Source organism: Pectobacterium peruviense (assembly GCF_003312355.2).
GTDB classification, from domain to species: Bacteria; Pseudomonadota; Gammaproteobacteria; order Enterobacterales; family Enterobacteriaceae; genus Pectobacterium; species Pectobacterium peruviense.
On the sequence record NZ_CP161826.1, the window covers coordinates 1,848,294 to 1,869,709 of the forward strand.

20 protein-coding genes are annotated in these 21,416 nt (G+C 49.5%); 7 read left to right on the plus strand and 13 right to left on the minus strand.

What is annotated here, in order from left to right; translation table 11 throughout:
• Positions 1-335: 335 nt before the first annotated feature.
• The gene (locus DUT67_RS08415; protein ID WP_113627762.1) at positions 336-2,000 is read left to right on the plus strand and encodes a methyl-accepting chemotaxis protein; all 1,665 of its coding nucleotides are present in this window, start codon (positions 336-338) and stop codon (positions 1,998-2,000) included.
• A 208-nt stretch (positions 2,001-2,208) separates the two neighbouring features.
• Here DUT67_RS08415 and DUT67_RS08420 read toward each other — a convergent pair whose 3' ends face one another.
• Positions 2,209-3,111 (minus strand): LysR family transcriptional regulator, encoded by a 903-nt coding sequence (locus tag DUT67_RS08420; protein WP_113627763.1) that lies wholly within the window; start codon positions 3,109-3,111, stop codon positions 2,209-2,211.
• A 143-nt stretch (positions 3,112-3,254) separates the two neighbouring features.
• Between DUT67_RS08420 and DUT67_RS08425 the strand changes: the two genes are divergently transcribed.
• Complete coding sequence (locus DUT67_RS08425; RefSeq protein WP_113627764.1) at positions 3,255-3,869, plus strand: FMN-dependent NADH-azoreductase; 615 nt, start codon at positions 3,255-3,257, stop codon at positions 3,867-3,869.
• A 128-nt stretch (positions 3,870-3,997) separates the two neighbouring features.
• Positions 3,998-5,116, plus strand: coding sequence for an NAD(P)/FAD-dependent oxidoreductase (locus DUT67_RS08430; RefSeq protein ID WP_113627765.1), 1,119 nt, complete (start codon positions 3,998-4,000; stop codon positions 5,114-5,116).
• A gap of 6 nt (positions 5,117-5,122) precedes the next feature.
• Here the strand turns inward: DUT67_RS08430 and DUT67_RS08435 are convergent, their stop codons facing one another.
• From DUT67_RS08435 to DUT67_RS08445, 3 genes are all read right to left on the minus strand, one after another.
• Positions 5,123-5,317 carry a hypothetical protein gene (locus tag DUT67_RS08435; RefSeq protein WP_145984880.1) on the minus strand — a complete coding sequence of 65 codons (195 nt, stop codon included), beginning with the start codon at positions 5,315-5,317 and terminating at the stop codon, positions 5,123-5,125.
• A 100-nt stretch (positions 5,318-5,417) separates the two neighbouring features.
• Entirely contained in the window at positions 5,418-6,944 is a 1,527-nt protein-coding gene (locus tag DUT67_RS08440) for a PepSY domain-containing protein (protein WP_113632539.1), read from the minus strand.
• A gap of 100 nt (positions 6,945-7,044) precedes the next feature.
• Positions 7,045-7,539, minus strand: coding sequence for a DUF2946 domain-containing protein (locus DUT67_RS08445; RefSeq protein WP_072062013.1), 495 nt, complete (start codon positions 7,537-7,539; stop codon positions 7,045-7,047).
• Positions 7,540-7,982: 443 nt separating this feature from the next.
• Here DUT67_RS08445 and DUT67_RS08450 point away from each other — a divergent pair, with 443 nt between their 5' ends.
• The gene (locus DUT67_RS08450; protein WP_101749540.1) at positions 7,983-9,485 is read left to right on the plus strand and encodes a glucan biosynthesis protein G; all 1,503 of its coding nucleotides are present in this window, start codon (positions 7,983-7,985) and stop codon (positions 9,483-9,485) included.
• Positions 9,478-12,042: a glucans biosynthesis glucosyltransferase MdoH gene (gene mdoH, locus DUT67_RS08455; protein ID WP_113627767.1), complete on the plus strand. Its 2,565-nt coding sequence runs from the start codon at positions 9,478-9,480 to the stop codon at positions 12,040-12,042. The genes DUT67_RS08450 and mdoH overlap by 8 nt, the downstream gene beginning before the upstream one ends.
• Positions 12,043-12,168: 126 nt before the next feature.
• On the opposite strand, the gene DUT67_RS08460 is transcribed toward mdoH, so the two are convergent.
• Positions 12,169-13,089: a Kdo(2)-lipid IV(A) acyltransferase gene (locus tag DUT67_RS08460; protein WP_113627768.1), complete on the minus strand. Its 921-nt coding sequence runs from the start codon at positions 13,087-13,089 to the stop codon at positions 12,169-12,171.
• 250 nt (positions 13,090-13,339) lie between these two features.
• Positions 13,340-14,434, minus strand: coding sequence for an NADH:flavin oxidoreductase/NADH oxidase (locus tag DUT67_RS08465; RefSeq protein ID WP_113627769.1), 1,095 nt, complete (start codon positions 14,432-14,434; stop codon positions 13,340-13,342).
• A gap of 205 nt (positions 14,435-14,639) precedes the next feature.
• Here DUT67_RS08465 and DUT67_RS08470 point away from each other — a divergent pair, with 205 nt between their 5' ends.
• Complete coding sequence (locus tag DUT67_RS08470) at positions 14,640-15,707, plus strand: rhodanese-related sulfurtransferase (RefSeq protein WP_113627770.1); 1,068 nt, start codon at positions 14,640-14,642, stop codon at positions 15,705-15,707.
• Positions 15,708-15,725: 18 nt separating this feature from the next.
• On the opposite strand, the gene DUT67_RS08475 is transcribed toward DUT67_RS08470, so the two are convergent.
• From DUT67_RS08475 to pyrC, 7 genes are all read right to left on the minus strand, one after another.
• Positions 15,726-16,981, minus strand: a protein-coding gene (locus DUT67_RS08475; protein WP_113628139.1) for an IS3 family transposase whose coding sequence is annotated in 2 segments (ribosomal slippage) — positions 15,726-16,630 and positions 16,630-16,981 — 1,257 coding nt in all. Because the reading frame shifts where the segments join, the coding sequence is not laid out codon by codon here.
• Positions 16,982-17,097: 116 nt separating this feature from the next.
• Positions 17,098-17,673, minus strand: a complete 576-nt coding sequence (locus DUT67_RS08480; protein ID WP_101749539.1) for a YceI family protein — start codon at positions 17,671-17,673, stop codon at positions 17,098-17,100.
• Positions 17,674-17,701: 28 nt separating this feature from the next.
• Positions 17,702-18,256 (minus strand): cytochrome b, encoded by a 555-nt coding sequence (locus DUT67_RS08485; protein WP_113627771.1) that lies wholly within the window; start codon positions 18,254-18,256, stop codon positions 17,702-17,704.
• 455 nt (positions 18,257-18,711) lie between these two features.
• Positions 18,712-18,966, minus strand: coding sequence for a biofilm formation regulator BssS (gene bssS, locus DUT67_RS08490; protein ID WP_005970542.1), 255 nt, complete (start codon positions 18,964-18,966; stop codon positions 18,712-18,714).
• A gap of 239 nt (positions 18,967-19,205) precedes the next feature.
• Positions 19,206-19,463: a hypothetical protein gene (locus DUT67_RS08495; RefSeq protein WP_048259673.1), complete on the minus strand. Its 258-nt coding sequence runs from the start codon at positions 19,461-19,463 to the stop codon at positions 19,206-19,208.
• Between the two features lie 88 nt (positions 19,464-19,551).
• Entirely contained in the window at positions 19,552-19,791 is a 240-nt protein-coding gene (gene dinI / locus DUT67_RS08500) for a DNA damage-inducible protein I (protein WP_048259675.1), read from the minus strand.
• Positions 19,792-19,897: 106 nt separating this feature from the next.
• Positions 19,898-20,941: a dihydroorotase gene (gene pyrC, locus DUT67_RS08505; protein ID WP_113627772.1), complete on the minus strand. Its 1,044-nt coding sequence runs from the start codon at positions 20,939-20,941 to the stop codon at positions 19,898-19,900.
• Between the two features lie 184 nt (positions 20,942-21,125).
• Between pyrC and DUT67_RS08510 the strand changes: the two genes are divergently transcribed.
• On the plus strand, positions 21,126-21,413 hold the full coding sequence (locus DUT67_RS08510; RefSeq protein ID WP_113627773.1) for a putative quinol monooxygenase: 288 nt from the start codon (positions 21,126-21,128) through the stop codon (positions 21,411-21,413).
• Positions 21,414-21,416: the final 3 nt, after the last annotated feature.

Below are 21,416 nucleotides of genomic sequence, written 5' to 3' on the forward strand. Positions count from 1 at the left end.
AATGTAAAAAACCAGGTTATGGTACGGAAAAATGCGATGTAAGGTGAGGTGTAAAGGATGACGTGTTTTTACTACCAGCATGTGCAGAAGTCTGGCACCCGTACGCTGTATCTGGTTAGACCAATTCGACTACGCCATGATGAATGTGGTTTGATGAGCATGTCTACCTGCATATTGTTTATGTTTCTCACCAGGGCATATAAATGGTCTGTCTAGAGATGTGTATTTTTTGTTATGAAAAAGAATATTGGAGCTATCTGTATTTATTAAATAAATATTAATTTTTAAATTATATATTTTTATGCAGATAGAGAAAATTAATTAAGGAGATGTAAATGAGTTTGTCCAACTGGCGTATAGGATATCGATTAGGGGCGGGTTTTTCTTTTCTAGTATTAATGCTTTTGGTAATTGGCAGCGTTGCAATTTCAAAACTAAGTGATTTTCACGAAAAAATGGATGATATTGTTTCGCAAAATTACCCATTAACTGTCAAAAGCAATAGGCTCATTGATGAGCTAAATGGATACCTCAATAATCAACAACTGTTGTTATTACTTAAATCAGAAAGCGAAATCAATAAACAGTTGGCGTTGAACAAAGAACGTTCAGGAAAGATATCTGAACTCATGGAGTATTTAAATCAGTCCGTAAATGACGATAGGTCTGTTGCGGTACTGCGTGATATTGGCGACATCCGACGCGATTTCCTTGGGTCAGCGAATAAGCTTTCTTCACTGATCTCGGCAGGGAGCACTGACGCCGCTGCCGAAGAATATTTCAATGTAACGCGTGTTACACAAGCAAAATACACCAGTAAGGTCAATGAGTTCATTGATATACAGGATGATAAGATGTCCGCTTCAGCGCAAGAAGTGGGTGAAAGCTATAAAAATGCGCTGATGGTTCTCGCCACGATCATTATCATCAGTGCGCTGGCTGGATTGATTATTGCTTCATTGATTACCCGCAGCGTAACCCGGCCGCTACAGGAAGCGCTGGGGATTGCTGAAAATGTCGCAAAAGGCGATTTAACCTCTGAAATCTATACCGATCGTAGAGATGAAACCGGTCAGTTGTTATCTGCCTTAAATAATATGAACGGTAACCTGAGACAGATTGTTAGCCAGGTACGTGATGGTGCCGAGACGATCTCCAGCGCCGCATCGCAAATTGCTGCAGGGAATCAGGATTTATCCGCCAGAACAGAAGAACAGGCCAGTTCGCTGGAAGAAACAGCGTCATCAATGGAACAGTTGACGTCAACGATAAGAAATACTGCAGATAATACGACGCAGGCGACAGACCTTGCGGCAAGCGCGTCTGAAACGGTGAAGAAAAGCGGCGCGATGATGGAAACGGTAACGCAGGAAATGCGTGGCATCCGCGATTCGTCACGGCGTATGTCGGAAATTATCGGCGTGATTGATGGCATTGCTTTCCAAACTAACATTCTGGCGCTGAATGCGGCCGTTGAGGCTGCGCGTGCTGGTGAGCAGGGTCGCGGATTTGCTGTTGTCGCCAGTGAAGTGCGAGCGCTGGCTCAGCGAAGCGCTACGGCGGCAAAAGAAATCAAAGAACTTATCGATGACTCGTTCAAGAAAGTACAGGACGGCATGGGGCTGGTAGAAGAAACTGGCGTTACGATGAATTCTCTGGTGACGAACGTGCAGGGCGTAACAGGAATTATCAGTGAAATTGCGCAGGCCAGTCGTGAGCAAAGTGATGGAATCAACCAAATCAACCTAGCTGTTGGGCAGATTGATACCACAACCCAGCAAAATGCGGCGTTGGTTGAAGAGTCTGCCGCCGCGGCCCTTTCTTTGCAGGATCAGGCAAATAGCCTCGCGCGTACGGTCAGCGTATTCAACCTTGGTGCATCTTATAAAAGTGCTGTGGTAAATAGAAAAACGGAAACGCCTGCGCTTGCGGCACCTAAAAATAACCGTGCAGAAAAAACGTCTGCTAAAGGTGAGTTAGCAGACTGGACTACGTTCTAATCCCTTGTCGCTAATTGTGTATTGCTGATTAACCGCCATTGTGTTGCACAATGGCGGTTTTTTTTATTTCACGCTGACTCCAGCCCCGAGTTTCGCTGGGTGTGGTTTGATGAATTTGGCCCCAAGTCATCGGAATCGTGATAGGTAGCGCGTTTGTTGATGGCTCCATGTCGTCGGGCGCAGATTGATAAGTAAGTTCGAAAGACTGCTAATGATGCTTGGAGCAGGCCAGGATTCGTTCGATGAGCCAACGTCCTGCAGGGCCAGGTGGTGCATCAATCCTATAGACAGCAGACATCAACATACTGACTCCGCCAGCGGGCTCTTCCTCAATGCGAAGTCGCACCAGCTTCCCGCTATCCAGATCCGCCTGGACCGTGTGCAGCGGCATACCTCCCCAGCCCAGTCCATTGAGTAGGAATGCGCGCTTGGCGAATAGATCGGCGAGCTTCCAGGTATTGGGGGAAAACACGCCGAAATCACGACCTTTCGACAGGTCAGATCGGTCTGTAAGCACCAATTGGACGTGCTTAGCAAGTTCGCTGTGAGAAATAACACCCTGATGGGCGGATAGGGGGTGATCGGCGGCGGCTACCATGGCGAAGGCGATGTTCACCAGAGGTTCGGTTACGATACCGGGCGGCGTTAATGGCACAAAACCGACGATGCCCACGCTGGCCTGCCGTTCAAGCACTGGTTTGAAGGTTGCTCCCAACGCTTCCACGTATACGCGTAAGGGAACTGCCGGGAACTGCTCGCGAAATTCCCAGGCCACGGCTGCAAGTGCTTCTATGGGGAAGAAGACATCCACTACCACTGACAACTCTGGCTCCAGTCCTGCAGCCATACCTTTGGCACGCGACTTCATCAAATTGACTCCTGCCAAGATTTCCCGCGTATTCCCAAGGAGAGCCGTGCCTGCGGCAGTCAACCGTGGATAGCGGCCAGTGCGATCGAACAACGGTACACCTAGTTGTTCCTCCAGACCGCGAACTAGCTCGCTGATGGCTGATTGCGCTCGGCCCAAACGACGACCGGCCGCTGAGAAGCTACCTTCGTCGACTGCAGCCACGAACGTTCTGAGTTGGTCAAGTGACACGCCTTCCAGCATAAAGCCTCCACATACGAAAGCATCTGAATTTAAGATAGTATGTATAGGAATATAACGTCTATTCAGATGTTTCGCAGCATGGAATTATGTCAGTGCCCGAACTGCCTATGCTCGGGAATGCCATCTCTCACTGGAGAAATCTCATGACAACCATTCTGCACATCGATTCCAGCATCCTTGGTGACTATTCCGTCAGTCGAAGTCTCACGGCGGAAATCGTCGATAAACAACTTGCACTCCATCCTGGTGCGACAGTCCTCCGCCGCGACCTCGTGGAGGATGCCTTGTTGCACCTCAGCCCCAGCCATCTCGCCGTCTTCCAGGGCGCAGCGCAGCCCTCTCCAGAACTCGGCCAAGACATCGCGCAGGGCGGCGGCTATATCGACGAACTGCTCGCCGCCAATATCATCGTCATTGGTTCACCCATGTACAACTTCTCGATCCCCAGCCAGCTCAAGGGATGGCTGGACCGCGTACTCGTTGCGGGCCGTACCTTCCGTTATACCGAGCACGGTCCCGAGGGGCTGCTTCCCAAGGGCAAAAAGGTGTTCATTGCTTCGACCCGAGGTGGCATCTACACGGGTGCAAGCCCAGTGGCTGGCCTCGATCACCAGGAAAGTCTGTTGATAGCGGCGCTCCACTTTATCGGTCTGACTGATGTGACCGTTGTTCGTGCTGAAGGTCTTGCTCTTGGTGATGATGCCAAAGGGGCGGCCATCGCTCAGGCTAAGAGCACCATCGCCGCGATTTCAGCCTAACCACTACCGCCGCCCCGCGCCCACGGCCGTTGCTGCTGGTCTGGGCGGCACACCAAGTCTTCCGTTCGTGTCGGTGCAGCGGGGTTGCCGTTGATGGTCACGCTCAGGCTCTTAAAGGAAAGAAAAACATGCCTAAAAAATTGATTCTCGTGATTGGCGGCGGCGCAGCCGGACACCAGATTGCCTACCAACTGCGCGATGTCGCCAAGGTCACGCTGGTGGACCCTAAGACCTATTGGGAAATCCCCATGGCGGTCCCGCGCTTGCTGGTGGAATCGGATGCGTTAGCCGCTCGAATTCCTTATGCAAGCTTTCTAAACAATTCCGAGCATATTCAGGGGCGAGTCACGGCACTGACGGATAGCCACGCCAAAGTGAAGTTGTCCGACGACCTTGAAAAAGAGGTCGCCTTCGACTACGCAGTAATTGCGTCAGGTTCCGCCTCGCTCGACCCGATTATCAAGGCTCAGGCATCCACCGAGGCAGAGCGCGCAGCGGAGTTGAAAGCAATGAATACGAGGCTTCGCACTGCCCGTTCGGTCGTGATTGTTGGTGCTGGCCCGGTTGGTGTCGAGACCGCTGCTGAGCTGCGCGAATGGCTTCCACATGTGGATGTCACACTTGTCCACGGCGAGAATCGAGCACTAGCAAAGGCACCCAGCAAGTTCGCAGACTGGGCGGAGAAATATCTTAGCGGCAAGGGGGTTAAGCTGGTATTGGGTGAGACCGTGACAAGCCCGTCGATTAGCACACAACCTGAGGATGGCCGCGTGGTGACTAGCTCTGGACGAGTGTTGCAGGCCGAAGTAGTTATTTGGGCCGCCGGTACTCGCCCAGTGACAACCTTCGTTGCCAACTCTTGGTCGGACGTGGTTCAGCCTAATGGGCTGGTTAGGGTTGATCCATATTTGCGCGTGGTCGGTCATTCGACGATTTTCGCCGTTGGGGATGTGACCAATCTTCCAGAGAACAGGTTGGCGATCGTTGCTGGGCTTCATGTCAAGTCGGTCGTAGGAAACTTGAAACGTCTTATCGCGGCTGAGACTCCTTCGCAGACAAAGCTGAAAGCTTACAAGCCAGCCTTGCCTGGTAAAGGTATCGGAAAACTGATGATCGTGTCTCTCGGGCGCACTGATGGCCTGACCTCTTTGCCCTTCGGGCAATTCCGCGCCTCATTCTTGGCTCGCAAGATCAAGTCACACGATCTGTTGGTTGGGATGTCGAGAAAAGCAGTTGGACTTAAGTAGTCACTCCTATATGGCGTAGTCAAGTCCCGGGCAATGGCTGCGCCGCTCAAGCTGGGTTGGTACCGCCTCAATCTGTTCATCTGGCATGTGCACGCTATTTGCGGCACCGCTTAAGCCAAGCTGATGAGGCGCGTTTCCGCTGGTAATCACCCTCGAACGCCCAGCCCGACGCTGCGCGTTCTTCGGCGTGGAGGTGATCATCGATGGGGATACATAACTACCAGCCGTCGAGCCATTTTCATAAATGACTCGACGCCGCCAATTTTTTATTGTCGATTGAACGAGGATTCCCGTGAAGAAATCAGCGTTTGACGATAGCCTGCTTTGGATGGTTTATATGCCACCGAACAACGTCAATCAGCAGGAAGATGAGAAGGCTGATTCCCATAACAGGCAGACTCACTGCCAGCAACAGCGTAATGAGTGCAATCAGTACTCTGTGAAAAACAGGAATCTGTAACAATGCCGCTGTTAGCGTATTGACTGGATTCACGTCATGACGCGATTTTGGACGACGTATCCACCACATCCGATAACCCCACACGATCATCGCACAGAGCCCTAGGCCAAATGCCGCGAGAATCAGCTGATTTGGCAAACCGAATAACACACCCATGTGCGCATCGACCCCCCAGCGGGTGAGTTTGGCGGCTAGCGGGAAGGTATTGAAATCGGTTTTGTCCACAATATCCAATGTGTCTGGATTAACCGATACGGCATCAACCTGTGTTGGCCATGAGCGATCGATCTCACTAACGGTCCAAGCGCGGTGTGGCTTGGTCGCGGGGCGAATTTCGATTTTATTGGCATCAATCCCGGCGTGACGTGCGGCAGCCAGCACCTCATCAAATAACGCTGGTGAATAGGTTTCGACATCCTCCATCGGCATTGGCATTGACGCATGGTGTTCTGCGTGTTCATCCGTCGTCATCGTCATATCATGACCGTGCATCATGTCATGGTGAGACATCGGTGCGGGTAATTGGGTTTTCACCGATGGGGTTTGCCACCCTAGCGCGGAGCGTGCGACAGCGATGTTGCTTCCTGCCCATTGCGACCAGGTTAACCCCGTCGCGGAGAAAAAGAGCAAACCAAGTAGAAGACTGAGCCCCATTGTGGCGTGCCAGTGACGCAGGCGCTGCGTTTTTGCCGCCGTCGTCTGGCTATTTTTCAATTTCCGCCGCTTGGTTGCTGACGACAGATGCCGGGTCGACCACCAGATGACAACGCCACCCAATGCTGCGATCCACAGCCAGGACGCTGCCAGCTCGCTGTAATTACGCCCGATATCACCTAACAGCAGTCCGCGGTGCAGGTAATCAAGCCAGGTACGAAATGGCAGGATACCGCTGGTGCCGTAAACAATCTCACTGCCGCGATTTTCCAGCGAAACGGGATCGACGAAAACAGCACGGCTTTCCGATGGCCCTAATTCTGGCAAAGCAAACATGACGCGAGTGGTTTCTCCGGTGACGGACGCAGGGCGTATCGCTAGCAGCTTGGCATCCTGTGAGTGTGCGAGTCCCTCCTGTGCCACTCGAATTTGTTCGGCCAGTGAATGTGGCGTACCTTGGCTTTCAGTGAAAAGCAGGTGCGAATACAGTTGATTTTCAATTTGTGGCGTCAATACGTACAGCGTTCCAGTCAGAGCAGCGACGAAAATAAAAGGGCTGACAAAAATACCGATGTAGAAATGAAGCCGGATGAACAGGGCCACGATCGCAGCACGTGGCGATACCTTATCCATTACGTGTTTTTCGCTCGCCGTTTCTCTATCTGTGCGCGCGCTGGAGGCAGCAGTGGCTGATGCCTGATTAGGGTGTGACATAAAACCCTCTGAAATCATTTAGCAAGAAATGATCGAACGCTATACCGGAAAGGTATAGCGCGATGCGTGATAAATGCCCGCAGGCATGATGCTGCATCGTTCAGAAAGGTGGGGCGCGCACGATAGGGGAGGCGTAGCGTTCAGGAAGGACAATGCGAGAAATAAAATGAATAACCAACGCTTCAGATAACGATGACGTCAGTATGGGATTGGGGGAGCCTGTTGCGAACAGTGCTGGCGTATACGAAAAAAGTACACAGTATCCACATGCCGCATGATCCATCATCATGGACGGCGATGAGGGAGAATGGTGTAATTGCGCCGCGTGATGCTCGGGCATCGCGTGGGCAGTATGATTATGATGCGGTTCAGCTATACTGCCGCTGTGACTACCGTGCGCAGTGGTATCATGCGCGGTAGCACGAGTCGTACTATGTGCGGTGGCTGCACTGCTTGTGGTTGTACCCTCTTCATAAAGCCCATGCTCGTGAAGCGCCAGTGTTTGTGAAATCACTGGGGCAATGAAGATGGTCAAAATAGCGAAGATGCCGACCCAGGCTGGGAAACTTCGCCGTCGTAATGCGGACAAAAGCATAGCAGTCTTAATTTAACAATACTGGGTTCAGTAGGAACGTGTACTTTACTTGTCCCTGCATTGTTACACAAATGTTTATCTCTGCCATGCTTAAAGCGGTATGTGCGCCGATATCACTATCCGTCAGGGTTTTTATCGGCGGGGTAATAAGAGATGAGGCAGGCGTAAACGGAATAATCCTACGCCCGCGTAGGTCGATATTCGCTATAGTCCGTGGCTGTTTTCCATTTTTACAACCCGGTTTATCATGCTTTAGCGTTCTCGTTGTTTAAACGCTGACCTATTATGATGAACAATATCTTTATCAAGTTGTAGGAAGGCTAACTTATCCATTAATATGGATTTTAGTTGATTGAAGCACACCAACAGGGGGAGCTGTGCTGGATAATAAATTTGGGTTTAAACAGCGGGTTGCTAGCCTTCGCTGGCTGTCCGCCGCCATTATGCTGTCTGTAAGCGCAGTGCCTGCTTGGGCATTCTCTATTGATGATGTGGCACAGCAGGCTGAAAAGCTGGCACAAAAGGGTTTTGAAGCGCCGAAAAGTAATCTTCCTGCGCAATTCCGTGATATGAAATTTGCTGACTATCAGCAAATTCGTTTCAATAACGATAAATCATACTGGAATAATGTACAGACGCCATTCAAACTCCAGTTTTACCATCAGGGGATGTATTTCGATACTCCGGTGAAAATTAATGAAGTCACGGCGACAACGGTTGATGAGATTAAATACTCTCCTGAGTTCTTTGATTTCGGTTCCGTCAACCACGATCCTGAGTCGGTTAAAAATCTCGGCTTTGCTGGTTTTAAAGTTCTCTATCCGATCAATAAAGCCGATAAGAACGATGAAATCGTCAGCATGCTGGGCGCCAGCTATTTCCGTGTGGTAGGGAAAGGCCAGATTTATGGCTTGTCCGCCCGTGGTCTTGCCATCGATACCGCATTGCCTTCCGGCGAAGAATTCCCTCGTTTCCGTGAGTTCTGGATCGAACGTCCCAAACCAAATGATAAACACTTGGTTATTTATGCGCTGCTGGATTCTCCACGTGCCGCAGGGGCTTACCGCTTTACTGTTTATCCGGGGCGTGACAGCGTAGTAGACGTTCAGGCTAAAGTCTTCCTGCGTGATAAAGTGGGCAAACTGGGTATTGCGCCGCTGACCAGTATGTATCTGTTCGGACCGAACCAGCCGTCTCCAACGCTGAACTATCGTCCGGCGCTGAACGACTCTAATGGCCTGTCAATTCATGCCGGTAATGGCGAATGGATTTGGCGTCCGCTGAATAATCCGAAGCACCTGTCCGTGAGCACCTATGCGGTAGAGAATCCTAAAGGATTTGGTCTGCTGCAACGCGGACGTGATTTTACCTCCTATGAAGATCTTGACGACCGTTACGATCTGCGTCCAAGCGGTTGGATTGAGCCGAAAGGCGAGTGGGGTAAAGGGAAGGTTGAGCTGGTTGAAATCCCTACCGCAGATGAAACCAACGACAATATCGTTGCTTTCTGGACGCCGGATGTGTTGCCAGAAACGGGCAAACCACTGGATGTTAAATATCGTCTGCACTTTACGCGCGATGAAGATCAATTACATTCCCCGAATATTGCTTATGTTCAACAGACTCGTCGTTCTGCCGGTGATGTTAAACAATCAAACTTGATCCGCCAGCCTGACGGCACGATCGCTTATATTGTTGACTTCATTGGACCGAATTTGAAAGAGTTGGATGAGAACGCTCCGGTAGCCTCTCAGGTCAGCATCGGCGATAACGGCGAGATTGTAGAAAATAATGTTCGCTATAACCCAGTAACTCATGGTTGGCGTCTGACGCTGCGTGTGCGTGTGAAAGATGCGAAACAGCCGACTGAAATGAGAGCTGCGTTGGTTAATGGCGAGACGACATTGACTGAAACCTGGAGCAATCAGCTGCCTGCTAATGAATAAGTCAACTTCTTCTCTCGATTACATTGAGAAACTACCTCTGCCTGCCGAGCAGGCAGAGGTTCTTCGCGAAAAATTACCGCAAGCGGCCTGGAACGATCAGGCCGTTTTGCATCAGGCTCTGTCTGAAGGTAGTCAGCCTGAAGGTAACCAGATAAATGTTCAGTCTGAAGACGATGCTGCGTTGCATTCGGTGCAGGCACGTCTTGAAATGGCTTGGGCTGATGGTCTGGACAACGGTAAGCAACTCGGCACAGACAGAGAAGGGCGGACGGCATTAAAAGCGATGCCTGTCATTACCCGCGCTTCGATGTTCCCTGATGTTTGGCGGACGAACCCATTGATTCGCTGGTGGGAAAGCCTGCTGGGGCGTACCGCACCGCCTCGTCCTCATTACAGCCCGGAAGAGAAAATTTCCGAGAACCGCTGGCGTTTAGTGGGAACAATCCGCCGTTATATCCTGCTGGCGCTGACGCTGTTCCAGACTGCGATCGCAACGTGGTACATGAAAACCATCCTGCCTTATCAGGGCTGGGCGCTGATCGATCCGTTTGAAATGGCGGGCCAGCCTTGGACTCGCTCACTGATGCAGTTGCTGCCTTATGTGCTGCAAAGCGGGATACTCGTTTTGTTTGCGGTGTTGTTCTGCTGGGTATCGGCTGGGTTCTGGACCGCGCTGATGGGGTTCCTGCAACTGCTTATTGGTCGAGATAAATACAGTATCTCTTCCACGACAGTCGGTGACGAGGCTCTGAATCCTGAGCATCGCACGGCGTTAATCATGCCTATTTGTAACGAAGACGTAGAACGTGTGTTTGCGGGACTACGTGCGACGTACGAATCGGTTGAAGCGACGGGCAATCTTGAGCATTTTGATATTTACGTCCTGAGCGACAGTAACGATCCCGATATCTGTGTGGCAGAGCAAAAAGCCTGGATGGAGTTGTGTCGTGATGTCGGTGGAGCAGGGCGTATTTTCTATCGCCGTCGCCGTCGCCGCGTCAAACGTAAGAGCGGCAATATCGATGACTTCTGCCGCCGCTGGGGTAACCAGTATAGCTATATGGTGATTCTGGATGCCGATAGCGTCATGAGTGGCGAATGTCTGACATCTCTGGTCAGACTGATGGAAGCGAACCCTAACGCGGGTATCATCCAGTCTTCGCCGAAAGCGTCTGGCATGGATACGCTGTATGCGCGCTGTCAGCAGTTTGCGACGCGTGTTTATGGCCCACTGTTCACCGCAGGCCTGCATTTTTGGCAGCTTGGTGAGTCGCATTACTGGGGACATAACGCGATTATTCGTGTTAAACCGTTCATTGAGCATTGCGCACTGGCACCGCTGCCGGGTGAAGGTTCGTTCGCGGGTGCGATTCTTTCTCACGACTTCGTTGAAGCTGCGTTGATGCGCCGTGCCGGATGGGGTGTGTGGATTGCCTATGATCTCCCAGGAAGTTATGAAGAGCTGCCGCCTAACCTGTTGGATGAACTGAAACGTGACCGCCGCTGGTGCCATGGTAACCTGATGAATTTCCGGTTGTTCCTGGTTAAAGGCATGCATCCGGTTCACCGTGCCGTTTTCCTGACTGGCGTGATGTCCTATCTGTCTGCACCGTTGTGGTTTATGTTCCTAGTGCTCTCTACCGCGTTGCAGGTTGTGCATACGCTGATGGAACCCCAGTATTTCTTGCAGCCCCGACAGCTGTTCCCCGTCTGGCCACAGTGGCGGCCTGAACTCGCTATCGCCCTCTTCTCGACGACATTGGTTCTGCTGTTTTTGCCAAAATTGTTGAGTGTGATTCTGGTGTGGGCGAAAGGTGCAAAAGAATACGGTGGTGCTTTGCGCGTATTCCTTTCTCTGTTGCTGGAAATGCTGTTCTCGGTTCTGCTGGCACCGGTTCGTATGTTGTTCCACACAGTGTTTGTTGTCAGCGCGTTCCTTGGTTGGTCGGTGCAGTGGAATTCTCCACAGCGTGACGACGATGCGACGCCGTGGAGTGAAGCATTTGTGCGCCACGGTTCTCAGTTAGTTCTGGGACTGGTCTGGGCGATTGGCATGGCATGGTTGGATCTGCGCTTCTTGTGGTGGCTATCACCGATTGTCTTCTCACTGATTTTGTCGCCGGTTGTGTCGGTTTATTCGAGCCGTGCAGCATTAGGGCTGGGTTGTAAACGTGCGAAGCTGCTGCTGATACCGGAAGAATTCAATCCGCCGCGTGAACTGGTTGCTACGGATGAATATTGCCGACTGAACCACCAGCGTAGACTCGATAACGGGTTTATGCAGGCTGTTTTCGATCCGTCCGTGAATGCCCTTGCTAGTGCAATGGCGACGGCGCGTCATCGCTTCAGCCGAGCGATCGAGGATGTACGCGAGCAGAATGTGCGTGATGCCTTGAATCGTAAGCCGGAAGACGTGAGTAATAATCAGCGCCTGGCGCTGCTTAGCGATCCCGTTACCATATCGCGCTTGCACTACCATGTGTGGCAAAAACCGGAAGCCTATGCGGCGTGGGTTGAGTCTTACCAAAAACTGCCTGCACCTCATATCAAAAGCTAGCAGTCTGTAGTGTGAAAAATTGTTAGTGTGAAAGATAAAGCAACGGCAGTCGCCGTTGCTTTTTTTTCGTCTGTCACAAGGTGCCGCAGTTTCTGAAATGAGTAACCTGAACGTGTGAGTGATGAATTAATAAAGGGACGGTTCGCCTTCTGGGCGGGTTTTGAAACGGCGATGCAGCCACATGTATTGATCCGGTGCGAGCAGAATATTCTTTTCAACAACCTTATTCATCCAGGCGGCGGTTAAGGTTTCGTTATCTACAGGCGCATCTTGCTCAGCAGGCTGAATCAGTAGTTCATAACCTTTTCCTTCTGGCAAACGGCGCGGCACAAACGGGATAACTGCCGGGTGTGCCGTTTTTATCAGCATATAGCTTCCGCGAGTTGTTGCCGCTGTGTCTACGGCAAACAGAGGAGCGAACACACTGCTGTGTGGGCCATAATCATGATCTGGCGCATACCAGATGATGTCACCTTGCTTGAGGGCGCGTATCATTCCCTTAAGATCTTTCCGGTCCAACATGGATTTGTTGGACCGCAGTCTGCCCCACGTCTGTAGCCAGTCAATCAGTTTGTTATCATTCGGGCGATACACGCCGATCCCCGGATTGTGCATACCAAAAACGCGTGCACCGAGTTCCAATGTTAAAAAATGCAGTCCGATGAGTAAGACTCCTTGCTCCCGTTCGTTCTCGGGAAGTATGTGCTCGAGGCCTTTTACCGTAAACCAGCGTTCAAGACGCCAATTAGGCCAAAACCAAGCCATACCTGTTTCAACCACGCCCATGCCGACAGATTCAAAATTCTTCCTGAGTAGCGTATTACGCTCGGCCTGCGATATATCTGGGAAACACAGCTCAAGATTGCGTGCAGCGATCTTGACGCGCTGTGGCAACAGGCGCATAGCCAGATGGCCGAGAGCAGTACCGATACGATAAATAACGGGATAGGGCAGCAAAACGATAAGGTAAAGGATGCCGATACCCAACCAGGTGAGCCAGTAGCGCGGATGTAGCAATGAACGATTAAAGGAAGGGATTTGTGTCATGGCCTCAGTATCAATATTTTGGTGCTGGTCAGCACGCGAACCGTTAAAAAGAATCGAGTTAGTTGTTAACTGCAAGATAGATTATTGCGTGCTTTGCCAATAAAACAAATTATTGCCATCTTATTGACTGATTTTTATGCAAAAAATGGTCTTAATCGTATCATCCCCCAAAAATGAGTTTTGACCTTTGGTGGCATACTGTGTGGTTGCGTGGGGCAGAGGCGACCCGGATAGGATCGCCTGTCTATCGCTATTGCTTGAAAATACCTCTGGCGTAACGTGGCTCGCTACGCCAGTACTGAGCGGGGGCAGATACCTGAGCACCTAGTCTGGCGGCGGCATGCCATGGCCAGCGTGGGTCGAAAAGAATGGCACGAGCCAGCCCAATAGCATCTGCCTCGCCCGTTGCAACGATCGCTTCTGCCTGTTCTGGTTCGGTTATCAGCCCTACGGCGATGGTGGTGATACCAACTTCTTGTTTAATTCGCTGTGCATAGGGCACCTGATAATTTGGTGCAGGATGAATCTGCTGTAATGGTGATAGCCCACCGCTGGAAACATGGATGAAATCGCAGCCTAATTCGTGCAATGTCTTACTGAGTTGCACCGACTGCTCCAGATCCCAACCTCCCTCAACACCATCTGTCGCAGAAATGCGTACGCCGACGGCTTTATCTGTAGGGAACACTTCACGTATTGCGCGATAAATTTCAACGACCAGACGCATCCGATTTTGAAGCGAACCACCGTAGTTATCCGTGCGCTGATTTGTCAGTGGAGAAAGAAACTGGTGCAGTAAATAGCCGTGAGCAGCATGAATTTCTATCAGGTCAAAACCCAGACGATCTGCACGTTTAGCTGAGTCGACGAACGCATCAATTAATGTACGAATGTGCTGTTCCGACATTGCTAGTGGCTCGGCATCGCTGGCGTTGTAAGGAACCGCTGATGGCGCAATAGTCTGCCATCCTCCCTGTTCCGGGCGCAGAAATGCCCGCCCGCTCCACGGAACGCCCGTCGAGGCTTTACGACCGGCGTGCCCCAGCTGTATGCCAAGCGGCATGGCAGAATAGGTTTTGACCGATTGAATCACCCTGGCAAGGGCTTGTTCGGTTGTGTCATCCCACAGGCCAAGATCGTGCGGGGAAATCCTGCCTTCTGGTGAGACCGCCGTGGCCTCGATAATGAGCAGTCCTGCTCCGGAATGTGACAGGCTACCTAAATGCATGGTATGCCAGGCTGTCGCCTTGCCGTCCTCTGCCGAGTATTGGCACATTGGCGCGATAATGATTCGGTTGGGCAGTTCGAGTTTACCAAGAGATATGGGGGAGAAAAGCTGACTCATAATGACAGATCCTTCGATGATGATACTTCATTAAAGCGAAAGTGAATCCCTGAAGCTATCTGTTTACGGTAGATCACTCTTTATCGTTTCGCTATGCATTTCATGCCCTGACAGCTTCGGTGCTATCAGGTATGATGCCGAGCGTGGGCGATGGCCCGGCAATGAACGTCACACGCTAACCTCAATGAAGACAGGAACGTACACCATGCCAGTGTTACATAACCGAGTTTCCAATGAGGAACTGAAGGCGCGTATGCTTGCGGAAACCGAGCCGCGTACCACAGTTTCCTTCTATAAATATTTTACGATTGACGATCCAAAAGCATTTCGCGATCGCCTGTATGTTCAGCTTGAGCAATATAAGGTCTTCGGGCGTATTTATATTGCAGCTGAAGGGATTAACGCCCAAATCAGCGTACCCAATAATCAATTCGATGCCTTTAAAGCTGGGTTGTTCAGTGCGCACCCAGCACTCGATCAGATTCGCTTAAATATCGCTCTGGAAGATGACGGAAAATCGTTCTGGGTATTGCGTATGAAAGTACGTGAACGGATTGTTGCCGATGGCATTGATGATCCTACGTTTAATCCAGCGAATGTTGGGCACTATCTGAAGGCCGATCAGGTTAATGCTATGGCCGACGACCCTGATACCGTATTCGTCGATATGCGCAACCACTACGAATATGAAGTCGGACATTTCGAAAATGCACTGGAAGTGCCGTCGGATACCTTTCGTGAGCAGTTGCCGATGGCTGTGGATATGCTTGATGATGTGCGTGATAAAAATATTGTGATGTACTGTACCGGTGGCATTCGCTGCGAGAAGGCCAGTGCCTACATGTTGCATCATGGCTTTAAAAATGTGTATCACGTAGAGGGCGGTATTATTGAATATGCGCGCCAGGCCAAAGCACAAGGGCTACCGCTGAAGTTTATCGGCAAGAATTTCGTGTTTGATGAACGGATGGGTGAGCGTATCTCTGATGACGTTATCGCGCATTGCCATCAGTGTGGTGCTTCGTGTGATAGTCACACGAACTGCCGTAATGAAGGTTGCCATCTTCTATTTATCCAATGTCCGAGCTGTGCCGCAAAATACGAAGGTTGTTGCAGCACGCAGTGTCAGGATGAAATAAAATTGCCGTTAGAAGAACAAAGAGCAATACGCAGCGGGCGTGAAAATGGAATGAAGATCTTCAATAAATCCAAAGGATTATTGCAGTCAACGTTACATATTCCGGCACCTGTAGCGAAAGACAACGCGGAATAACTCACTGCCACTCGTTGACTAGTCCTGATATGGGTTGACAGTTTTCTGCCTGTAAAACGCCTGATGAACCTCATCGGGCGTTTTGTATTTCAGGGCCTGATGTGGCCGCTCATGGTTATAAATCGCCACAGATTCTTTTACCATTTTCCTCGCTTGTGCCAGATTAGCTGGGCGAGAGAGTAAAAACTCATTTTTCAGGATGCCGTTTATCCGTTCAGCCAGCGCATTCTGATAGCAGTCATAACCATCTGTCATTGAACAGGTTATCCCATTTCTCTCATGTACCGACTGGTAAAGCGCTGAACAGTATTGTAGCCCTCTGTCAGAGTGGTGTATCAACGGCCCTTTTGTTTTTCTTTGTCGTAACGCACGTTTGAAGGCTTTTACCACATTTTCAGTTTGCAGATTATCCCCTACATGGTAACCCATGATTTTTCTGGAACAGGCATCCGTGACCAAACTCAGATAGACCGTGCCACTGCGTACTGGTAGATAAGTAATATCGGCGACCCAGACTTGCTCCGGCTGAAGGACAGTAACCTGTTCGGGGCCAGACTTCAGCAAGTTCGGATGCCGGTAAAAACGATGATGGCTGTTGGTCGTTTTGTGGTATGCCCGCTTTACGGGTACCAGAAGCCGGTGTTTACCCAGTAGGCTAAACAGGCGGTCACGCCCGATATTGAGTGTTTCACCTGCCTGACGGTTCAACAGAGAGTGGAGTTTGCGTGTGCCTATACGTGGCTGACGGCACCGAACTCGGGCAATAAAATCAAGAACCTGACTATTGTGTTCATGTCGTTTATTGCACCTTGCATTATGCTGGTACCATGCCTGTCTGCTGTGCCCCAGGAGCTGGCATGCGCGTGTCACGGTGACTTTTGGGGCCTGACTCTGCGCAAGGACTTGCCGGGCCGCTTTTTTACGACACTTACCCCGTAATCATTTTTCAGGACGTTGATAACAGATTCAAAAAACTCAGCTTTCTGATTCGCCAGCTTAAGCTGCTCTTCAAGTTCTTTGATTCTTTGCTCGGGTGTAAGTGGGGTATTTGTCTGAGCCACAAGCAGTTTCCTTTTCATCAGGTCAGGAAGTCCGGGACTCCAGTCAAGCTGGCCATATTTACGCAGCCAGACAAGAACGGTGGAGCGCCCCTGAATGCCATATCGCTGCTGGGCCTGTTTATAGGTCATCTCGCCTTTTTCGACCTGTTCAACGACGGCTATTTTAAAGGATAGAGGATAATCACGTTGGGTACGTTTGAACTCAGTCATCATCACGTTCTCCGTATTTAAGTCAGGGACGTGTCAACGCTATTCAGGACGGATCACGTCAATATAAAAAGCCCTTTCCAAAGGAAAGGGCTTTTTGCTGCTAATGACATTACGGAAGCTTATTTCTGGCGAACGCCTTCAACGGCAATAATCAGTTCTACATCCTGTGAAGCGGGACCCAAATCGGTCGTAATGTCGAAATCTTTCAGCTTGATTGTCCCTTCGGCCTGAAATCCTGCGCGATAGTTACCCCATGGGTCATCGCCCTGACCGATGAGTTTGGCATCCAGCTTAACAGGCTTGGTCACGCCATTTAAGGTCAAATTACCGGTAATATCGTAATCCTCGCCGTCTTTCTTCACTTCCGTTGAGGTAAACGTTGCCTGCGGATGCTTGGACACGTTTAAGAATTCTGCACTGCGAAGGTGCTTGTCACGTTCAGCGTGATTAGTGTCAACGCTGTTGGTGTTGATAGTGACATTCACTTTATCCGATGATGGATTTTTCTCATCAAAGGCAAAAGTGCCGTCGAAATCGTTAAAGCTGCCGTAAAGCCAGCTGTAGCCGAGGTGTTTAATGCGGAATTCAATAAACGCGTGCTGGCCTTCTTTATCGAACTTGTACTCTGCCGCCAGTGCAGAACCGGCAGAAGCAAGCATGGATATTGCCGTCAGGCTCAGTAGTGTTTTCTTCAGCATTGATTTTCTCCATAAATCCAGAAAGTTAAGGAACGTTGCGACCCAACATCCGTTTCAACGTGTTATCACCATCGATAAAGTGGTGTTTTAATGCGGCTAAACCGTGCAGTGCTGATAAGGCAACCACCGCCCATGCAAGATAAAGATGCACGTCGCCTGCTATATCGGCCTGATCCGTCAAGCCGCTGACAATGGCCGGAATAGAAAACCAGCCAAAAACTGAGATTGGATGCCCTTCCGCAGTGGAAATGAGATATCCACTAATGAGAATGGCGAAAAGAATGACATAAAGTGCAATATGCGCTAGCGTCGCGCTGACGCGGGTCAATGTGGAGTAACTTTTCAACGGAGGTGGCGGCGGAGAGATAAAACGCCATACCACGCGGAAGATAATGATGGCAAAGAGCAGTACACCAATGGCTCTGTGGATCTCTGGGGCACGGTGGTACCAGATGTTGTAGTACCCTAATGTGACCATCCACAGTCCTAAAGCAAACATGCCATAAACAGTCAACGCTGCAATCCAATGCAAAAGAATGCTGATATGGCCATAACGGGAAGAGGTATTACGCCAAAGCATAGTGATAGTTCCTTAATCAGATCGGTAACGTGGTCAATCCGGAAAAAAATTTAACAGGAAGAAACATAAAAGCAATATAAACTTTCAAATTGCAACATTATCATAAACATGAGCAGATTTTTTGAATTTAAATTCATAATTTATTCAATTTGGTTATGGAAGTTCTTTAATTGAAATAGATATTTTTGATACTTGTTTTCAGGTGGAAGATGAATAAATACAATAACGAAATAAATTAAAGGAATGGGAAATGCTCTATTAGTTGAATAACTATCTAGTGGGTGATTATTGGTATAAAGGAAGGTGACTTGGTTTAATTGATTCGCGGGTATAAAAAGAAATGAGAATAGACCTAAAATAACAACACCGCCGATAGGGCGGTGTTGTTACTAAAGCAAATGTCATTAAAGCAAATCATTGGGTATTGAATATAATATTAATAACGTTATCAATTACTAATGTTTTCGATAATCACTGACGTCACAGTCTGTTGATTCGATTTTCGCAATGCCAGCTTCAAGTATGTGTATCAACTGCCTTGCTACATCGGTTGTTAGCCACAGCGTACGGTCTACATGTGCTTCATCTGGTGCTTGATCCGAGGTGGATAAGTAGTGTAAACGGATCATCATGGCGTCATAACTGTCAACGGTGCTGATGTCCCAACCTACAAGAGGATGTGTCTGAATAACTTCATTTTTTCTATCCATAAATACCCCTTATTGACTAGTTACTAACATGAGTGACTAACGAGGCTTCAGGTGGCTCATTATTTTAAACGAGCATTATGAGTATACTGTGGCTTATTTAATTTATGGGAAATATTTTCAATTTTTCGAAAAAAACATTACACAGGCGGGTATGTTGAAGGGATAAACGATGTATCAAATAAAATATCGGGACGAATAGGCCTTCATCCCGAAGGTACTCTTATAGGTGCAGTAGAACATTATTCCGGAGCCGGCCCTGCGTTTTTCTCTAATGCGGCAGCAAGTCGGGCAAGGTATTTCTTCATCGCGGGATCCCGATTCTCATTTTGAGATTCCAATGTCAGATTGTGAATCATCAGTGTGTTTGCTTTCTCATCGAGGCAGAATGCCAGGGATGAAAAGGCAAGTTCCAGAGCATCGATCTTGCGTTGTTGCTCGCCAATTAGCTCCAGCAACTCCCCGAATGTCATTGCCTCTTCTGGTTTTTCTACCGTCATCACAGATATCCTCGGTCATAGCACATGGCGAAATGCCGCTTGTAACTGCCATTACAGCCTATATCTTCGTTATCTTTCAAGCTTTAGATTACTCTGCTGTAAACCAGTCATCGGCACTTTCCCACGTTTCCTGCAAAATTTCAGAGATACGATCTTTGTCGTCTTTACCCGCTCCCATCACTGTCAGGTTATTTGCGGATGCATAACGAACCTGAATGGGCGTATCGGGATAAATTTTGTGAATACGTTTTTCCAGCTCATGCCTGAGCGCTTCGATGGCACCGGCGGGTAAAGGCGCTGTCTTTGCAAGAGTGATTTCTACGCGCATGCTGACCTCCAATTTTTTAACTGTTTATTTATACAGTCATTAAAGAAGAAGAACAAGGTGCATAATAAAATTTAGCCCATCGGCATAATGCAGATGGGCTTGTCGATTAACGAACTGACCAGTTGAGGCTTTGTCCGGCAAGGAAGGGGATGAGTGACTCGTCGCCGAGCGAGATTTCTTCAGGGAACGTGACTGTTTCACGATGAAGCTCAACCCAGCTGTCGTTCACTGGCAGACCATAAAACTGTGGGCCATTCAGGGAGCAGAATGCTTCGAGTTTATCGAGTGCGTTCATTTCTTCAAAAACGGTGGCGTAGGTACTTAATGCAGCCTGAGCATTGAACACGCCAGCACAGCCACAGCTGGATTCTTTCCTGTGCTTGGCATGTGGTGCGGAATCTGTACCGAGGAAAAGTCGGTCGCAGCCGCTGGCGACGGCTTCACGCAATGCTTGTTGATGTGTGTTGCGTTTTAAGATCGGTAGACAATACAAATGAGGGCGAACGCCACCGACGAGCATATGATTACGATTAAACATCAAGTGCTGGGGAGTGATAGTTGCAGCGAGATAATCATTGCCTGCAACAACATATTCCGCTGCTTCTTTCGTCGTAATGTGTTCGAGAACGACTTTCAGTTCAGGGAAATCCTGGCGTAACGGTTCCAGAATAGTTTCGATGAAGCGAGCTTCCCGATCGAAAATATCAATAGCAGGATCGGTGACTTCACCGTGAATGAGTAACGGCATACCCATTTTTTGCATTTTCTCCAGAATCCCGGAGATATTGGAGACGCTGGTTACGCCATGGCTGGAGTTCGTTGTGGCATTGGCTGGATAGAGTTTGGCAGCGGTAAAGACGCCTTGCTCAAAGCCACTTACGATTTCATTGGCATCTAAGGCATCGGTCAGGTAGCACGTCATCAGAGGATGGAAGTCATCGCCTTGCGGGACAGCGGCTAAAATACGCTGACGATACGCGATAGCGCTGGCTACGCTGGTAATCGGTGGCGTCAGATTCGGCATAACAATCGCACGGCCAAAGAAACGGCTGGTATAGGGTAGAACGGTTTCCAGCATCCGATCGTCACGCAGATGAATGTGCCAATCGTCAGGGCGACGGATTTTAAGAATAGTAGGCTGTGCGGTCATGGAATTGCGCTCCGGCGGTCAGTAGAAAAACATCGTCTTTCGGTTGGTTTTGGGACTGATACGGCGGGGAATGAGGATAAGCGTAAAGCCATTTGAATGCATCAGTTTGTTGATGAATGCTTGAAATTAAGCGCAGATTGGCATCTGATAGCATTATCTTTTCATTGATAAATAAGGGATGTATATGGAAATTCGTATTGTCGCCACTATTCAGGCAAAGGCAGAGTTCATCGCTGATGTTACCGCAACGCTAAAACGTGTGGTATCACCTAGCCGACAGGAAGCGGGCAATGTGCAATATGATCTGCATGAAGTTGTGGATAAACCCGGTTCGTTTGTGTTCTTCGAGCGCTGGAAGGATCGTGATGCTTTGGCATCACATGAACAGAGTGTTCACTTTAAAAGTTTTCTGGCCGAACTGGATGGCAAAACGGACAGTGTAGATATCAAACTATTGAATTTTTTAGGTTAGCAA

What these genes read in the sequence shown, in the direction of transcription:
- DUT67_RS08440 (WP_113632539.1), bottom strand. Translation starts at nt 6,944, where the DNA reads ATGTCACACCCTAATCAGGCATCAGCCACTGCTGCCTCCAGCGCGCGC.
- dinI (WP_048259675.1), bottom strand. Translation starts at nt 19,791, where the DNA reads ATGCGCGTAGAAATCACTCTTGCAAAGACAGCGCCTTTACCCGCCGGT.
- DUT67_RS08445 (WP_072062013.1), bottom strand. Translation starts at nt 7,539, where the DNA reads ATGCTTTTGTCCGCATTACGACGGCGAAGTTTCCCAGCCTGGGTCGGC.
- DUT67_RS08510 (WP_113627773.1), top strand. Translation starts at nt 21,126, where the DNA reads ATGGAAATTCGTATTGTCGCCACTATTCAGGCAAAGGCAGAGTTCATC.
- bssS (WP_005970542.1), bottom strand. Translation starts at nt 18,966, where the DNA reads ATGGATAGAAAAAATGAAGTTATTCAGACACATCCTCTTGTAGGTTGG.
- DUT67_RS08430 (WP_113627765.1), top strand. Translation starts at nt 3,998, where the DNA reads ATGCCTAAAAAATTGATTCTCGTGATTGGCGGCGGCGCAGCCGGACAC.
- DUT67_RS08415 (WP_113627762.1), top strand. Translation starts at nt 336, where the DNA reads ATGAGTTTGTCCAACTGGCGTATAGGATATCGATTAGGGGCGGGTTTT.
- DUT67_RS08465 (WP_113627769.1), bottom strand. Translation starts at nt 14,434, where the DNA reads ATGAGTCAGCTTTTCTCCCCCATATCTCTTGGTAAACTCGAACTGCCC.
- DUT67_RS08470 (WP_113627770.1), top strand. Translation starts at nt 14,640, where the DNA reads ATGCCAGTGTTACATAACCGAGTTTCCAATGAGGAACTGAAGGCGCGT.
- pyrC (WP_113627772.1), bottom strand. Translation starts at nt 20,941, where the DNA reads ATGACCGCACAGCCTACTATTCTTAAAATCCGTCGCCCTGACGATTGG.
- DUT67_RS08450 (WP_101749540.1), top strand. Translation starts at nt 7,983, where the DNA reads ATGCTGTCTGTAAGCGCAGTGCCTGCTTGGGCATTCTCTATTGATGAT.
- DUT67_RS08485 (WP_113627771.1), bottom strand. Translation starts at nt 18,256, where the DNA reads ATGCTTTGGCGTAATACCTCTTCCCGTTATGGCCATATCAGCATTCTT.
- DUT67_RS08420 (WP_113627763.1), bottom strand. Translation starts at nt 3,111, where the DNA reads ATGCTGGAAGGCGTGTCACTTGACCAACTCAGAACGTTCGTGGCTGCA.
- DUT67_RS08435 (WP_145984880.1), bottom strand. Translation starts at nt 5,317, where the DNA reads ATGATCACCTCCACGCCGAAGAACGCGCAGCGTCGGGCTGGGCGTTCG.
- mdoH (WP_113627767.1), top strand. Translation starts at nt 9,478, where the DNA reads ATGAATAAGTCAACTTCTTCTCTCGATTACATTGAGAAACTACCTCTG.
- DUT67_RS08425 (WP_113627764.1), top strand. Translation starts at nt 3,255, where the DNA reads ATGACAACCATTCTGCACATCGATTCCAGCATCCTTGGTGACTATTCC.
- DUT67_RS08495 (WP_048259673.1), bottom strand. Translation starts at nt 19,463, where the DNA reads ATGACGGTAGAAAAACCAGAAGAGGCAATGACATTCGGGGAGTTGCTG.
- DUT67_RS08460 (WP_113627768.1), bottom strand. Translation starts at nt 13,089, where the DNA reads ATGACACAAATCCCTTCCTTTAATCGTTCATTGCTACATCCGCGCTAC.